We start from the raw sequence: 15,857 nt of genomic DNA on the forward strand, positions 1-15,857 counted from the left end.
AATGAGCGGGCCGGAGGTCGCAGAGAAACTGACGGTTGTGCGACCCGAGATCAAGGTCTTGTACATGTCCGGCTACCCCGATCATCCGGTGTTCGAACAGGGCGGGGTCAAACGGGACACGGCCTTTCTCCAGAAACCGTTCACGCCTCATGTATTGACCCAAAGAGTGCGTGAAGTGCTTGATGGGAAGAAGGTAGCGTAGGATAGTAGGAGATGGCGATGAATACAAAACGAGCACAATAATGTGGGGTGAACCCCTCCGGTGAGACACAGAAATGAGCGCACTTGGTGGTTTATTGAATGGTGCTCCTCACCTCCGCTTCTGTTGCTGCAGCCTGATCCCCCGCTGATGAGGCAGCTCGAGCAAGTGCTCGAGGCCTGAAACACCGCATGGTGGCTCCGGTCACAGGGGTCGTCGAACTCGCTGCGTCCTCGAACTCTTCCGGTGAATGGTAGCCCAACGCCGAATGCAACCGGACGCGATTGTAGTACTGCTCGATGAATGCGGCAATGTTCGCACGCAGGTGGTCGAGATCTCGATAGGTATTGGCGTAGACCTCCTCCTGCTTGAGCGTCTTCATGAAGCTCTCACAACTGGCGTTGTCATAGGGGTTGGCCGGTCGGCTCATGCTCGGGAGCATGTGGTGCGCTCGCAGCAGGGTCACGTATGCTTCGGAGGCATACTGGACGCCGCGATCAGAATGATGGACCAACCCAGGCGGCGGGTGTCGCTCCGCGAGGGCGTGCGTCAGGGCCGCGATCGGTAACCGAGCGGCCAGCGTGCGGTCCACCGCCCAGCCCACGACCTTGCGTGAATGCGCATCGAGCATCACCGCCAAGTAGACGAACTCGCCCTTCAGCCGAATGTAGGTGATGTCCGCCACCCAGAGTTGATTGATCCCGGTCAACGTCAGGCGACTGGCGAGATTCAGATACACCTCCAAGTCATGCTGCGCATCGGTCGTGACCACGAAGGCCCGCGGCTGCACGGCAAGCAAGTTGTCTTCCCGCATGAGCCGCGCCACCCGTTTATGGTTCACCCGCATCCCTCGTCGACGGAGTTCTGCCGTGATGCGCCGATACCCATATCGACGCCGATGTTCGACCGCGATCCCCTGAATGGCCGTCCGCACCGCCATCTCTTCCTCTATGGGTTGGTTCGCCTGCAACGACCGATAGAACCCCGCCCGGCTGACCTGTGCTAGATCACACATCCGCTCGATACTCAATGAGCCTTGCCTCGACATCACGTCCCGGATGTGGGCGTAGATGCCTGCGCGCCAGCTGTGCCGTTCCGCTGGCGTCGCGCCTCGACGCTGTGCAAGGCCCCTTTGAAAAAATCTACTTCCAGCACCTTCTCAGCCAACACCCGCTTGAGTTGGCTGACCGCTTTCCGGAGAGTGGCCTCACGTGAATTCGCAGGTGGTCCGATGCTCTCCCGCGGCTCAAGCTTCTCGCGCCACGTATACAACAGCCGCCGACTGATGCCGAGCTCCTTCGCCAGTTCTACGATGTTGTCGCACTGCGTCAGCCGATCGACGGCCATCTGCCGAAAAGCCTTTGGAAATTTTCCCACGCGTTTCTTCGCCACCTGCCACCCCCTTCTGGTGCCAAGTGTGCCAATTCACCGTGTCTCAATCTAGGGGGTCAGTCCAAATGAGCTTGTTTTACCGTTCATTCGCTTGCTGCGCTGGCATTAAGTGAGCGCTGACTAATCTAGACCGGCGTATTTTCTGATTATTTTTCCGCCGGCGGTGGGGTACGGGGGCGCGTCGTGCGGAAGTGGACCAGATCCTTCGAAAAAAGCACATCCAGCGTCCAGTCCAGGGCCACGAGGATCTTCTTTTCAAAGCGCGGGAGTTTCAGTAAGTAGATCGTCCGCCACAACCACCAGGCGATGAAGCCGGAAAAATTCACCCCTAGAATGTTCGCGACGCCGGTTCGTTTTCCAATAGGGGCCAGGAGCCCGATCGTGGAGTACACAAACGGTTTCTTCCACCCCCTTCGCACGGTGGCCAGGATATTCTGCGCCGCGATCTGGCCTTCACGCAGCGCGTGTTGCGCGGTCGGAGGATGGAATGCTCCGGTCTTACGATCCGGCACGAGCGCACAGTCGCCCAAAGCCCAAACGCCAGGCCAGCCGGCAACTTCCAGGTACTCGTTGACGAGGACACGGCCTTTGGCTTTCTCGCATGGGAGGGTGTTCAACAAGGCGTGCGGGCTGATCCCGGCAGTCCACACCAGCGTATTCGTGGTAATCGTCGTCCCATCGCTGAGGGTGACATCCTGGTCCTTTACGGCGGTCACTTTACAGTTCAAGCGGATTTCCACCTTCTGTTCAGCAAGTTTGCGTTGCGCGTACCTGCCGAGCTTTTCCCCCAGTTCCGGCAAAATAACCCGCCCAGAACTGACCAGAATGATCCGCAGCCTCTCTTCCCGCAGATGCGGGAAGAACTGCACCGCCTCCCGCAGAAAGTCATTCATGGCCGCAATGGTTTCGACGCCGGCGAAGCCGCCTCCGGCCACGACGAAATTCAGTAAGGACGGACGGGGCGCCCCCCCACACTCAAAGTCGGCCTCTTCCAGGTTCGCGATGAGGTGGTTGCGCAGCGCCATCGCGTCACTCAGTGATTTCATGGTGAAGGCCCGGTCGGCTAAGCCCGGGATATCAAAGAAGTTCGTGGTGGACCCGAGGGCCAGCACCAGGTGGTCGTACGGCAGCGAATGGCAATGTTGCTCGTGCCCATGCGACAGGCCGACTCGTTTCTGCACGAGATCGATGGCTTCGATCTCGCCATGAAAGAACGCCACGCGGCGCAACAGCTTGCGGATCGGGCTGACGATGTTGGTGCTATCGAGATCGCTCGCGGCGACTTCATGGAGCATCGGGGTGAAGAGGAAAAAGTTGTCGTGGTTGACCAGGGTGACGTCCAAGGCGGCTCCTCGCCCCAGTGCGCGATCGAATTCCAACGCGGCATACATTCCCCCGAACCCACCACCCAGAATCAATACGCGTGGCTTACCGTTCAACATGAATCCTTACCGAACACGGATATGGTCCGGGGCGTATGACACGAGGAGCCCGTTCGATATGAGCGCCTGCAAACGCTTGTCATTTCCCTTTGAAAAGTATAACAAGAAGTCTCTCGCCCGCAGAAATCGTCTATTGCAATGACGTCCGGGACCTTCCGTCTCGACAATCTCGATGCCCGTAGCATCTGCTAGATCTTTTCGCCCATGAACTCATCGACTGCGTCATGGGCTCCCTGCTGTTATGCCTCATAATACCGTTGGCTTGCGCAACTCCGACAGAGCTTCAAGAATTTCCGCTGGACTCGGCGGGCAACCAGGGACTTGGATATCGACGAGAATATGGCGATCAACTGGACCCGTGACCGCGTAGCTGCCTTTGAACAGGCTGCAGTTGATTGCACAGTCCCCTTGCGAAATGTCGATTTTTGGATCGGGCGTTTGCTTGTGCGCGTCTTTTAATGCTCACTCCATGTTGACGACCGTCTCCGATTGGCCATTTCATCCCACCGTCGTGAACGGGAGAAAGAGACAGTCTTTTGCTTCAATCTGCGGAGCACTCCCTTCTTTGAAGGGTTTACCCTTGTCGATCCCCTCAAGGTAGACCACCGCTTCGCGAAACTCGCTCACCGGCCCGATATTGAACGGCTGCAAGATGCACCAACCTTGTCCATCGGAAATACGGCCACAAGAGAACGGGTCGGGTAACGTTGTGAGGTATATCCGTTTGGTTTTGGGACCTGGCCATCGAGCGCGACCGTTCCCACTACTCGTCCACTATCCCTGGCATGCGCTTCGTCATGGGATCAGGCGACCGAGCCCGTCCCGGTCGCTACCCCGATCAGTGCAAAAAATACAACGCTTTGCGTCGCAAGACCTCGTGTCATGAGTGTTGAGACTATCTGGAGCTCTCGGTATCTACGAAGGCCGTTGTCGCTTCTGCCGGTGGACCGAATCGACGATGCGTTGAATCGTGTCGGCCGTTAAATCTCTGATCGTGATGTGGGCTTCATCGTCTCCGCTGAATGTGCATAAGGCAATCGTCAAGCAGTCGCTTCCCCCACGGATGATCTTCAGCGCGATATTGGATTGATGGCAGTGCACGCCGACAAAGAGACACACGTCGATCTGGTTTTTCCAAATCGTCAGATTGGGGTGGTTCGGATTGATCTCCTGCTCCGGGATGATCTTCGGATACTTCGGGCGATAATCGGCCATCGGAATGAGCTTGGCGGGAACGGCTTCGGCCAACGCCCGTACCACCTCGGACTCGCGGACGGCCCGTTCGTTCCAGGCCCAGAGGACCAACGGTCCAGGGAAGATCGTCGGGTTCTTGGCTGCAAGCAACCGACGCGCTGCCTCGTCGATGGCTTGTTGTTCAGGGACCCGTTTCCCCATGACGAGCCCCTCACCTTTCGATGGGCCCACGACGCCTCGTTCCGAGACGGATGGCGGCAGATAGCCTTCCGGCCCCAGTATCATTTCATACGGTTTCATTTCGCTGACTCCTTTCCAAGATGTGGATGCAACATGATGTCACTCGGTCCCCAACCCCTCTCTGAGGAAAATATCCATCGGCGTGAGCGACTGACCCAGCGGTGGCGTGAGCAGCGAATAGTCGAAGGAGAAGCTCGCTCGCAGCCTGTCCCAATAACCCAGAGCCGGATCAGATTCGACGAGGACAACCCGATCGACGGTTTTCACGAATGACTCCATGGTCTCGTGCTGAAACGGCACGACCAGATTGGGATAGAATCCCGCCACACGAAGGCCGAAACTCCGGCAAAGCGCCACCGCGTCACGCACCACGCCCTGCGCCGCCCCCCAGGCGACATAGCCCACGTCTGCTTTGCTCTCTCCATCTCGCTCGCATAGCGCGAGGATTCCGTTACCTGCAACGCTGTCGGTCGAACGTCGCTGGTGAATCATGTCGACCAACGAACGAATCTCCACCGTCTGCTGCCGGATGGCGAGGGCCTCTTCGATTAAAATCCCGACTCCGTTGCTGACTCCGGTACGAATGAGATCTTGCCCCAGGATCGTCAGTCTCATCGCATCTGCAATATCCGAAGCGACGAAGACGTGAGATGCGTTGAAACCATTGAGGCAGGAGCCAATTGCAGATGCGTCCGCTCGGGAAAGCGCCATAACCGTTCCCTGTGGCCCTCGATAGGCCTGCACACCTGGGTGCCAATCGCTTTCCATCACCGACACCATCGATTGAGCACGGGCGAGATGTTGGGCGACCCAATGCCAGGGTGTGGTCATGAGTTCGGTCGCGCAAGCGCTCCGATCTTCGCAGGCGCTCTCCACATAGCCCAACAAGATCGCCTTCTCCGCACTGAGCAGCATGCCATGCTGGGGAGCGGCCGATCGCGATGGAAGGGCATAGACATCGCGCTTCTCGACAGACTGCCGCGCATAATTATGTCCAGCTGTAAACGATCGGGGCGCAGAAAGTGAAGGCGTCCACCGACAGAGCGTGGATTCTGATACACCGAGCAGATGGAGGAGTACTCCTAATGCAGCAAAGGCCTTTCCGTGAAACCTCTCGCCATGGCTGCGAGTCAGCTCAGTAAGGGGAATCGGATACGCCACCACGCCTTGGTGCAGAAAGAAATGCGTCCGATTATCAGGAGAAGGTTCCCAGATCAGCACGCTTCCCCGTTGAAGCCCCATACGTCGCCACTCCGGATCCGTCTCGGTGAGATCGACCAGTACGTCGCATCCGGATCCCATGGAGTAGAAGGGTTGGGTGGCCAGACGAATCGTGAGCACGAATGTGCCACGATCGCCATCGATCCGGCCACTCTGTGTCGTAACCGAGAGACCTTTCCGGATGAGTGATTGGGCGATGACCTCCCAGTCCTTCACGAGCGCTGATGCGGCAGGCCCCACGATCTTGATGATGAGATCCATGTCTTGATTGGGTCGAGCCGGGAGCCATGCGGTGAAGGGAGCCATGTCGATCCCGTTCATCCTATACACGATAGGTGTTTTTCACTTCTGTCAACCCTGAGACGCCAAGCCAGTGGACTGGATACCCGCTGAGGAAAAAGTGGTCGTAGACGGCGGAGAGAAAGACAGCTCCGTCACGCGGATGGACGACATGACCGGCCCAGTTCTTCACTCCTCGGCGTAACGTCATCTGCAACCCCGCATGGTTGGTCATCACCCGCCCGGTGCTCAAATCGACCCATACCAGGGCGGTGGCGCCCCTTGGATATTGCACCGCAACGATATCGGCATGTCCTGACATCGTGAGACATCTCCTCTCGGCTGGCTATTTCTTTTTCCCCTTCATCTGCTTCTTGCCGGCTGTTGTTCGTTTGGATGTTTTCGCCGTTGCCTTTCGTCTCGTCGCCATGGAAGACCTCCTCAGGGTGATACGGTGATCATCTCAACTCCTCGCGAAGCCTGAGCACGGGGGCACTCTGACGCTCTGAAGCTGCCGGACGGCACGATCCGGTCGGATGGAGATCGTCTCGTCCGCGATGAATCCCTCGCGCCCATGGCGATACGCAATTTCCACACAATCCCCCTCATACAGGTTGGACAGTTCGTTTTGTGCAATCCCTCGAGCGATACGTGTGTGTTCGCCTACGAGGGCGCGCATGCGAACGGTCGTTCGTCCCGGCAGGACGACCTTGATCTGGACACAACAGGCGCTGGCGTCGACTCGATCGACTAGGTCCCGGATCGCCGGCATCACCGTTCTCCTTTCACAGGCTGGATTGAAGTGGCCGTCCCACCTGCCGGTGACAACGCGCCATTCCCTCTCGCGCCTTGAGACTGTTGGAATCGGTGTTCAAGACCGCTTTCCAATTGACGAGTGCTTCCTCCGGCTGCCCCAGTGCTTCGAGCAACGCCGCCAACTCACAGCGTGAAGTGATATCCGTGGGACACAGGGTCAGTGCGTCCTGAAGACGTATGAGCCGCGCAAGCCAGTCCTCGCTCCCAGACTGGTCTGCCCCGAGTGGCGGCCTAAGTGAGTTATTCTGCGGTCCCGGCATCCTTTGGCTCCTCTTCTGTCCGTTCCTTCTCGCCTCTCCGCTCAGGCACTCGGAAACGGATTCACGCACTCCACCCCGTGGTTGGCGCGTATCTGCGTGCCGGTCAATCGAACGGTTTTCCCGTCTGTCGGCATCTCGACGCCCAGATCTTTGCGCACGGCTCGGAAAATCTCGATGACGTGATCCATGTAAGTCACATCGAGATCCTGCACGCTGAGCATCGCGTCTTCATGGATGTCGTGGCAGAACGCGATCGTGAGACAGTTCGTTCCGGCCCGTACCATGCGCAGGGCCAGATTGGCATAGTGGCAATGAATCCCAATGAACAGAGCGACCTCGATCTTGTTGTGCCAGATCGTGAGATTCGGATGATTGGGATTGATCCCTTCCTCCGGATCGATCTTGGGATACTTAGGCCGATAGTCCGGCATCGGAATGATCATCACGTTCGGGATTTCGGCGGCGAGCCGCAGCAGGGCCTGTCCTTTGGCGATCCAGTCGGGATTCCAGGCCCAGAGATACAAGGGACCCGGGAAGATCGTGGGATTCTTTCGCGTATACAGTTGCCGCGCCGATTCGGCGATGACCTCATCTGCCGGCGCGTGCCAGCCATAGCTCAACCCGAATCCAGAGTCAGGATGTGTTACTCCCAATTCCATCGCCGACGGCGGATGGAATCCCGCCGGACCGACATCGATCACTCGCTCACGCTGTGCTGCATTCAACGGACTCATACGAAGCTCCTTTCTGCTCAAGTGCCACGGTCGTTTGGATATCTGGAGGATCGACAGCGTGGTTACTACAATGCCCTGGCTCTACCGTCCTAAGATCTGTTCTTGTTTCTCCTTTGCAATGGTCTGGCGAGGATGACGAGACAGATCATTCTCTTGTTCAAAATTTCGCATGACCCGCAACACGGCATAGGGAAGGAGTACCAGGATGAGCCAAAGTAAAAGAGTCAAATACCAGCCCCAAGCCAGGGCTCCGGCCACGAAAATAATTGCCGCCAGATACTCAATCACCTTCAACAACCCGATCTGCTGCTCACGAATCGTCAACATGGCTCTGGCCGCCCCAAGAAACCAGTTTCAAAAGTCATCTCCATGCGCAAGACAACGAGCGCCCTCACCGTGATCGAAACGTTCGGCATGGAAAACGCTAACTCCGTGGCTAGACTTTTAAAAGATCCTTGTACTCCGTTACGCATGGGCTTTTGGCTTTCTCCCTGTAGCCTTCTCGATAGCGCTTCGAATCTCTCCGGAAACTGCACCCCCTTTCTCCTTCAATGCCCTGGCTCGCATCTCCGCCGCGAGATAGTCACCGTTCTCGATGAGCCCATGTATCACAACGAAACCCGCTTCTAATGCTGTAACCTGCTGTTTGATCGCTTCTCCCGCATCTCCTTCTTTCCCACTCAGGGCTCTGGCCATTAGTCTCTTGGCAGACACCACGGCCCGCAGAGCCTCTTGTTCCATCGCGAGAGCTGCTGTCTTCGCCGCTTCCTTGTTTTGCGACGCCTTGGCTGCCACGCGCCCCCCATACTCAACTACCGTGCTCAGCATTTCGCCCACGTCGTCATACAATTTGAAAATCGAGAAGGCCGTTTCTTGCTTGACTAACTCATCCTTGGCCAGGGCGAACTCCTGCTCCAATTTCATCCAATCGTCCTTCGCATAGGCCTCCGCCCCCGCAGTTTTGGCATCGTCGACCGCTTTTTGAGCTGCCTCAAGTTGCTGGGCAGGCGGTCGCGCACAGCCGTACATCAATAGGAGGATGAGGACGACTCCAGTTCTTGCGATCTGTGACACAACAATCATGTTCTCTTCCGCCTTGTGTTACTTCTGACTGATTGGTTCCTGTTCCTGAAAGCGAATCCTTGCATACTGGGTGCCGCAAGAAGTGAACGGACAAAGCAGTAGATTTATTGTGTGTTTACAACGGGAACCTCGGAGATCGAGGAAAGCGGAGGTCATGACCAGAGGATAAGGGAGTCGGTCATCTGCAAAATCTGCATGCAGGCTTTCTTTATCAGACAGTTCAAACTCGGATGTCTCTTGGCAGATCGCGCAGTTATGTCTTTATGCAATTGATCGCACATATGCAGGAATTGCAGATCAAGGAGGAGATGTGATGAGAAGGCTTGATGTTATGTGATAGATGGGCGGTTTGGAGAATCCTTACTCGCGGATCCCGTATTCTTTGATCTTGTACTGGAGGGATCGCAGGCTGATACCGAGCAACTTGGCGGCTTTCTCGCGGTGGTTGGTGACTTCGATAAGCGTCCGTCGGATCACTTCTTTCTCAATTTCTTCCAAAGAATTTCCGAGGGTGACGACCATGGTCCGAACATCTTCCCGGCTGGCCTGAATTTCCTCCGGCAAATGTTGGGGCAGGATCATCTCCTCGCCTACGGTCACGACCAGTCGTTCGAGGAGATTGCGGAGTTGCCGGATATTTCCCGGCCAGGCGTACAGCCGTAATAACCGCATGGCTTCCCTCGAGACGTCCTTTGGCGCTCGGTGATGCTGTGCGCAAAATTCTGGTAGGAAAGTCTCAACGAGGAGGGGAATGTCGTCTCCGCGCTCGCGCAGCGGCGGTACTTTAATGGGGACGACATTGAGTCGATAAAAGAGATCCTCGCGAAAAGCGCCTTGCTTGACCGCTTCCTCAAGATTGCGATTGGTGGCCGCGATGATGCGGGCATCGACCGTAATCAGCTTGGTTCCACCCAGACGCCTGAACTCCTTGGTTTCCAGCACGCGCAAAAAATCGACTTGAGATTTCAGCGAGAGTTCACCAACTTCATCTAGCAACAACGTGCCGCCGTCGGCCAGCTCGAACCGTCCGGCCTTGGTCGTCATCGCGCCGGTGAAGGCGCCTTTCTCATAGCCGAACAACTCGCTCTCGAAGAGAGCATCAGGTAATGCCCCGCAATTCAGGGTAATAGACGGCCCATCGGCCCTCGGGCTTTTGTGATGGATCGCTCGGGCGACGAGTTCCTTCCCGGTTCCACTTTCGCCAGTGAGCAACACGGTCACGTCGCTTGCCGCCACCATCTCTACGAGATGATATACGTGCTGCATCGGTTCGCTGTCGCCGACCATTTGCTCGAAACGCGTTCTCGTTTCGAGTCGATCCCGGAGCTGCTGGTTTTCGATGGCAAGACGGTGTCGCTCGAGCGCTTTCTCCACAAGAATGGAGAACCGCTCGCGATCGATGGGCTTGGTGAGATAATCGTAGGCTCCAGCACGCATCGCTTCCACGGCGGTTTCGATGGATCCATAGGCCGTCATAACTACCACTTCTGTGCCGGGCCATTTTGTTCGCAGCCTCCGCAGAAATTCCATCCCGCCGATTCCCGGCATGCGCAAGTCGGTAATCGCCAGATCCATCTCGGTCGTTTCAAGCAGATCCAACCCTTCTTCAGCCGTTGCCACGCCTTGGGCCCGATATCCCTTCCTTTCCAGGAGGGTCACCAGCGCGTTGCGAATATTCACCTCATCGTCGACAACGAGAATATGGACGGCTCGCGTCATGATTCCATTACAGCCTTTTGAGGTTGATCAACCGCCACGGGGAATTGTGTCACCACCGTCGTTCCGCTCCCGGGTAGACTCGACACCTGAATGGTTCCGCCATGATCCTGCATGATTCGGTATGCAATGGCGAGACCAAGCCCGGTACCGCTCGACTTGGTTGTATAGAAGGGCTCGAACAGATGGGAGATCTCCTCCTTCGTGATCCCGACGCCGTCATCCTTCACGGTGATCTCTACCCAAGGCTTCCCGTCAGTCTTCCGCTGCGCCGTGGTAACTTGGCAGAGTCCGCCACTCGGCATGGCATGAAACGAATTGACGATGATGTTCACCAACACCTGGCTGATGTGGGTCTCGTCGCCCACCACAGGCGGCAATTCTTCCTCGGCAACCTGTTCAAGTCGAATCTTGCGCTCTGCTGCTTCGAACTGCATCAGGGCCAGGATGTGATCGATCAGCGCCTTCACATCCACCTCATGCAGGCTAACGGAGCCTGGACGAGCGAATTTCATAAAGTTGTCCAGAATGACCGAGAGACGGCGGCATTCCGCATTCAAGACGTGGAGGTATCGTGCGCTCTGCGTTGCCAGCATTCCCATCTCCTTGAGGTCTTCTTCAAGGAGATGCAGATTCAAGTCTATCGCGCTCAACGGGTTGCGCAACTCATGCGCCACCCCAGCCGACAGGGTATGCAGCGCCGCGAGTTTGTCCGCGATCCGCCCGCGCCGCTCCAGGCCCAGCAGCTCCGTGACATCTTTCAGCAGCGCAATGACGCCGACTGGCCTTCCCTCGTCTCCCGTCAGGTTCGCAGTGGTGAGGCGTATCGTACGAGTCTCGCCGCCGGCGCGATACGGCATATCATAATGATCCACATGGCAGTCGTTATGCAGTGCTTCATCGAGCACGATGCGAATCACATCTCCTTGGGGAAATATCTGTTCATAGGATTGGCCGAGTAATTCTTCCGTCGACCGTTTCAATGTCGCCACGGCAGAGGGATTGACGGCGGTGACCTGGCCATTGCGATTAATGGTGAGCACGCCGGTCGGGATACTCTCAAGGATATTTCTGGCCAGACTTTTGACTTCTTCGAGGGTCCGTCTGGTGCTGTCGTAGTGCAGAAAGGTGATGACTGCCGCAATCCCGATGACGCTGATTAACAACACAAGAAGGGTGATTACGATCAAGTCATGCCGAGATTGCCAGAGGGTCTGAAACACCTCCGTGGGGACCGTTTGCCTTTGCGTGAACCCTTGGAGCAGGAGCTTCTCCTGTTCCAAGCTCACTAAGAGAATGACGGCCACGACCAACGCGAGAATAAGTACGACAGAGGTAATGAGACGGTATGGAATGCGTCGAAACAGCGTGACTTTTGGAATAGGCCTAAACATGGCGCAACTCGAAATGCTACGCTCCTATGCTATCACGCGAGGCGCATGCGATACAGTTAACGTTCTGCCTGCGAAAGAGGGGGGCAGCGAGGAACTTTGCGGAACGACGCCGTACACATGGGCGCTTCACTTGTGGGGGCACTCAAAACAACGGTTTCGGTCCGAGGCTCCATTGGAAACACGCACACCGCCGAATGATCTGTCTTCTGGCGGGCGTCCCGCGCACAAGCTTCCATGGACGATCAGCGAGGAAGGGCATGAGCATACCCTTACATCTTCGGTTTCGCCGGACTGGAAGCGATTGTGCGCTTGCGATTCAACCGGTCGCAGCACTCCTGACAGAGCTCTTTCCACGTGAGGTCGTCATAAAAAAGTGCCGCGGAGCGGCGGGCGCACCGATCGCAATATTTTAGGGCTTTTGTCTGGGATTCGGTCAACTGACTCGAAGAATCATTCACGTGGAGTACCCCCCCTTTATTCTATTCACCTCGAACATCGGCCGACTTGTCGGGGGGATCATGCGTTGTTAGACACAACCAAGGTCCTCACGAGTTCATCGCCTGACAAGAGGCCAGAGCAATTCGTATGCCTCGTGCGGATAAGAAGAGCTTTCAGAGGGGTTACCGGAAATCATATGAGACTAGATTGGGAGATTCTAAAGCCGAGAGCATACTCCGATGGAAACGGTGCAAGGTTTGCACTGAGCTGTTCGCGGTTGAGGTCGAATCTTCGATCAAAATTTTGAAATTCTGACATGACTAGGAGTTTGTCAGACATTAGGAATCACGAAAAATCCGACGCACGCATTTGGATCAGGATCAACGATCGTCACGTGATGAATGGTTCAGGCACCCCTAAAATAAGGCCATTTTGGCAATGTCGGACAGGCTCTTAAGCGTATAAAAATCCAGCATATGTCTTGTTGGCTTAACGAGGCATACAAGTTGCCCTTGAGATCTCATAAGCCGGTTAGGGATCGGATAAGGCCGATCCGTCGGCAGGTGTGCAACAGCAATCATAAGAATCGGAGGGGACATGAGAAAAACGATTTTGGCAGGACTGTGGGTGACTGTCTTTGCATCAGCGATACTGAGCGTTGGACTGTGCGCCGAAGCCGAGGCGTATGAGTCGGGAACTGTTACAGATGGTGGTACAGTGCGGGGTAAGATCACGTTCATGGGATCAGTACCGGAGCCGAAAGAATTTAAGCTGCATCGCTACCCAGATCGCGCATTCTGTGGGGAGCTGTCGGATGGAAACGGACATCGTCTCCTGAAGGAAGTTAATATCGCCCCGGACGGTGGGCTCAAAGATGTGGTGATAGTTGTGGAGGACATTCAGAAAGGAAAGCCGTTTACCTTCACCGAGGCTGAAGTGGAAGCGACTATGTGTCGGTTCCTGCCGTTTGTCACCGTCGTCAGCGACAAGCGTCGAGTCACCGTGGTCAATCGAGATCCGGTCGCACACGACATTCAGGGGTATGCCTATGACCTTGCAGGGGTCGATATCGTCCTCCATCGCCCTGCGCTGAAAGCAAGCGGGACCACCGATATCGTGCAGTTGGTCAAAGGGCGGAAAGTGTTTACCATGCAGTGCGGCATGCATCCCTACATGCAGAATTGGGGCTATGCGATCGACAATCCCTACTATGCCGTGACGGACTTTACCGGTTCGTTTGCCATCAGCGATCTTCCCGCCGGTACGTACCAGATCAAGGCGTGGCATCCGACTTTGGGGAATCAAGCGCGGAAGATTACGGTGAAACCGAATGAGACGGTGTCGCTCGATTTCCTGTTTGAAGACAAGTGATGAGCATGGAATGTTTGCCATCACGGAGCAGCCCATGAGTGCTTCGACTTCGGCTTGGGAGGACCAACCGATGTTCTGATCTCGTGCGGCTGGAAGGTTTCCCGCATGGTATTGATCGCTGACATTCACGTCGCTTTTGCTCAAACTGGCACTTTAACGCGGATACCTCGTCCTTCGTTGCGACCGAGGAAGAAGATGTGGTGTTCACCACATCACCCTGCCAGGAGAGTGGTGTGTTTAGCCCGCGTCAAGACATGTGTAGTGTAGTGTGTAAATGGGTTTCAGGCGAATAGCCCTCTTCGGAGGAGGGTTTACGGCGCTCTTTACGTGCCCTGACTCGGTTCCCTTTGCTTGATCTTCAGTCTTTGTTCCGTTTATTGTGGCGGCTGCGGAGCAGGCAGTGCTGTCAGGCCGAAGCGGTTTTATAGACCAGGGGTGATGAGTGACGCTGCAAGCACGGGAAGTCGATGTCGCGCAGTATCGCATTCGGCAGGAACCGTTTTATGCGGAGGTCTGTGGGGAGATCGGCCTGTTCACCATTGCTGCCGAGAAAAAACTGCCGGTGATGCTGAAGGGGCCGACCGGCTGCGGGAAAGTTACCTCCTGAAGGGGCAAGATACCGTATGGATGGATGGACCCTTGACCCTCGGGGTGAAACATGGGGCCATTGTGTATCTCGACGAGGTGGTGGAAGCCAGGAAGGACACCACCGTCATCATCCATCCGCTCAGCGATGACCGGCGAGTGCTCCCGATCGAGAAAAAAGGCCAGATCGTGGAAGCCGCCGACGAGTTCATGCTGGTGATCTCCTACAACCCTGGCTATCAAAGTGTCCTCAAAGATCTGAAGCAAAGCACGAAGCAGCGATTTATCGCGATCGAGTTTGATTATCCTGCTCCTGATATCGAAACCCTCGTCGTCCAGCGTGAGGCGGGGGTGGAGTCAGCCGTCGCGGGGAAACTCGTCAAGCTCGGCCAAAAAGTCCGCAACCTCAGAAGCCATGGGCTTGAGGAGGGGGTCAGCACCAGGCTTTTGGTGTATGCCGGCACATTGATCAAGCAAGGCGTGTCGCCAGAACGAGCGTGTGATGTTGCCGTCGCCCGCCCAATCACCGACGATTCAGACATGCAACGGGCCATACTCGACTTCGTCAAAGCGATCTTCTGAATTCCTCAATTTCTGTGGCGTCTCTTCCTATCATCGCACGGGACAGTGCGCGCGGGGCGCTCTTGACCGTCCAGGTCCAACCCGGGGCTTCACGTACCGAGTGCGTCGGCATTCATGGCGATGCGGTAAAGATCCGTCTGGCAGCGCGCCCGATTGACGGTGCCGCCAACGACGAACTGATTCGCTTCATCGCCGAGCGGTGTGCTGTTCCGCGCGCGAATGTGCAGCTGCATGCCGGCGCGACGGGGCGGCGTAAGCGACTGTTTGTGAAGGGGGTCACGGCAGAGTCACTGCTAGCCAGACTGCTGCGAAAAGAATCGAACGGAAGGGGGAAGATATGAGGAGAATGGCAATAGCCAGTGTTTTCATGGTGATAATGCTGGCTGGCTGTTCCGGTGCCCGCCCGGTGCTTTATCCAAATGCGCATATGCAATCAGTGGGAAAAGAAGTCGCCGAGCAAGACATCGAGGCCTGTAAACAGCTGGCGACATCCGCCGGGGCGGACGAAAGGAGTGGCAGCAGCCTTCTGACAGGGTTATTTTCTGCTGCCGTCGGTCCTTCTCAGCCCAACCACGCGCACACTAATTTCATCAATCGATGTCTGCAGGAAAAAGGATATGAAGTGACAGGGTGGCAGTGAGGGGGAGGAGGGGAGGCTGGACGTTGAGGCTGTTTCGGTGCTCGCCCAACGCGCGGCCTCGGAAGGCCCTCGTTGGATGCGCGCAAAGGAAACAACCTCAACGCCCAGCCAAGAATGAGTGGCAAAAGAAGTGCTCGGACAATGCGCGCAGTTGAGTGTCCACTCATCCGGTCTGCAAGGGAAGGTGTAAAAACAAAGAAAGCTGTGCCGAATTCAAAAACCCTCGACATTTCGTCCAAAGGGTGAGAAGTGAAGAAAAGACTAGAAAGCA

The 15,857-nt window shown here is 56.2% G+C and carries 19 protein-coding genes and 1 pseudogene; 5 read left to right on the forward strand and 15 right to left on the reverse strand.

Going from position 1 to position 15,857, the window contains the following annotated elements:
- A partial coding sequence (locus HZB34_03450) for a hybrid sensor histidine kinase/response regulator (protein MBI5315005.1) occupies positions 1-202 on the forward strand: 202 nt, incomplete at its 5' end.
- Between the two features lie 91 nt (positions 203-293).
- On the opposite strand, the gene HZB34_03455 is transcribed toward HZB34_03450, so the two are convergent.
- The 15 genes from HZB34_03455 to HZB34_03525 form a co-directional block, all read right to left on the reverse strand.
- A complete protein-coding gene (locus HZB34_03455; protein MBI5315006.1) occupies positions 294-1,214 on the reverse strand; it encodes an IS3 family transposase in 921 nt (306 codons plus the stop codon).
- Positions 1,215-1,246: 32 nt separating this feature from the next.
- Entirely contained in the window at positions 1,247-1,546 is a 300-nt protein-coding gene (locus tag HZB34_03460; GenBank protein MBI5315007.1) for a transposase, read from the reverse strand.
- Positions 1,547-1,737: 191 nt separating this feature from the next.
- Positions 1,738-3,033 carry an NAD(P)/FAD-dependent oxidoreductase gene (locus HZB34_03465; protein ID MBI5315008.1) on the reverse strand — a complete coding sequence of 432 codons (1,296 nt, stop codon included), beginning with the start codon at positions 3,031-3,033 and terminating at the stop codon, positions 1,738-1,740.
- A gap of 246 nt (positions 3,034-3,279) precedes the next feature.
- Positions 3,280-3,456 carry a hypothetical protein gene (locus tag HZB34_03470; GenBank protein MBI5315009.1) on the reverse strand — a complete coding sequence of 59 codons (177 nt, stop codon included), beginning with the start codon at positions 3,454-3,456 and terminating at the stop codon, positions 3,280-3,282.
- A gap of 75 nt (positions 3,457-3,531) precedes the next feature.
- On the reverse strand, positions 3,532-3,684 hold the full coding sequence (locus HZB34_03475) for a hypothetical protein (protein ID MBI5315010.1): 153 nt from the start codon (positions 3,682-3,684) through the stop codon (positions 3,532-3,534).
- Between the two features lie 264 nt (positions 3,685-3,948).
- A complete protein-coding gene (locus tag HZB34_03480) occupies positions 3,949-4,527 on the reverse strand; it encodes a carbon monoxide dehydrogenase (protein MBI5315011.1) in 579 nt (192 codons plus the stop codon).
- Between the two features lie 39 nt (positions 4,528-4,566).
- Complete coding sequence (locus HZB34_03485; protein ID MBI5315012.1) at positions 4,567-6,009, reverse strand: hypothetical protein; 1,443 nt, start codon at positions 6,007-6,009, stop codon at positions 4,567-4,569.
- A gap of 1 nt (position 6,010) precedes the next feature.
- Positions 6,011-6,289, reverse strand: coding sequence for a hypothetical protein (locus HZB34_03490; GenBank protein MBI5315013.1), 279 nt, complete (start codon positions 6,287-6,289; stop codon positions 6,011-6,013).
- Positions 6,290-6,430: 141 nt separating this feature from the next.
- Positions 6,431-6,739 (reverse strand): hypothetical protein, encoded by a 309-nt coding sequence (locus HZB34_03495; protein ID MBI5315014.1) that lies wholly within the window; start codon positions 6,737-6,739, stop codon positions 6,431-6,433.
- Between the two features lie 13 nt (positions 6,740-6,752).
- The gene (locus HZB34_03500) at positions 6,753-7,043 is read right to left on the reverse strand and encodes a hypothetical protein (GenBank protein MBI5315015.1); all 291 of its coding nucleotides are present in this window, start codon (positions 7,041-7,043) and stop codon (positions 6,753-6,755) included.
- 41 nt (positions 7,044-7,084) lie between these two features.
- Entirely contained in the window at positions 7,085-7,777 is a 693-nt protein-coding gene (locus tag HZB34_03505; GenBank protein ID MBI5315016.1) for a 2-oxoglutarate:ferredoxin oxidoreductase, read from the reverse strand.
- 81 nt (positions 7,778-7,858) lie between these two features.
- Positions 7,859-8,104: a hypothetical protein gene (locus tag HZB34_03510; GenBank protein ID MBI5315017.1), complete on the reverse strand. Its 246-nt coding sequence runs from the start codon at positions 8,102-8,104 to the stop codon at positions 7,859-7,861.
- A gap of 138 nt (positions 8,105-8,242) precedes the next feature.
- The gene (locus HZB34_03515; protein ID MBI5315018.1) at positions 8,243-8,860 is read right to left on the reverse strand and encodes a hypothetical protein; all 618 of its coding nucleotides are present in this window, start codon (positions 8,858-8,860) and stop codon (positions 8,243-8,245) included.
- 360 nt (positions 8,861-9,220) lie between these two features.
- A complete protein-coding gene (locus HZB34_03520; GenBank protein ID MBI5315019.1) occupies positions 9,221-10,579 on the reverse strand; it encodes a sigma-54-dependent Fis family transcriptional regulator in 1,359 nt (452 codons plus the stop codon).
- Positions 10,576-11,970: a PAS domain-containing protein gene (locus HZB34_03525; protein MBI5315020.1), complete on the reverse strand. Its 1,395-nt coding sequence runs from the start codon at positions 11,968-11,970 to the stop codon at positions 10,576-10,578. The genes HZB34_03520 and HZB34_03525 overlap by 4 nt, the downstream gene beginning before the upstream one ends.
- Before the next feature lie 1,035 nt (positions 11,971-13,005).
- On the opposite strand from HZB34_03525, the gene HZB34_03530 reads away from it, so the two are divergent.
- The 4 genes and pseudogenes from HZB34_03530 to HZB34_03545 all read left to right on the forward strand — a co-directional run bounded on the left by HZB34_03530 (position 13,006) and on the right by HZB34_03545 (position 15,586).
- A complete protein-coding gene (locus HZB34_03530) occupies positions 13,006-13,779 on the forward strand; it encodes a carboxypeptidase regulatory-like domain-containing protein (GenBank protein ID MBI5315021.1) in 774 nt (257 codons plus the stop codon).
- Between the two features lie 448 nt (positions 13,780-14,227).
- Positions 14,228-14,946 (forward strand): annotated as a pseudogene (locus HZB34_03535) (CbbQ/NirQ/NorQ/GpvN family protein).
- 29 nt (positions 14,947-14,975) lie between these two features.
- A complete protein-coding gene (locus tag HZB34_03540; GenBank protein ID MBI5315022.1) occupies positions 14,976-15,287 on the forward strand; it encodes a DUF167 domain-containing protein in 312 nt (103 codons plus the stop codon).
- Complete coding sequence (locus tag HZB34_03545; GenBank protein MBI5315023.1) at positions 15,284-15,586, forward strand: hypothetical protein; 303 nt, start codon at positions 15,284-15,286, stop codon at positions 15,584-15,586. The genes HZB34_03540 and HZB34_03545 overlap by 4 nt, the downstream gene beginning before the upstream one ends.
- The last annotated feature ends 271 nt before the right edge of the window (positions 15,587-15,857 follow it).

Source organism: Nitrospirota bacterium, from assembly GCA_016219645.1.
GTDB lineage: Bacteria > Nitrospirota > Nitrospiria > Nitrospirales > Nitrospiraceae > Palsa-1315.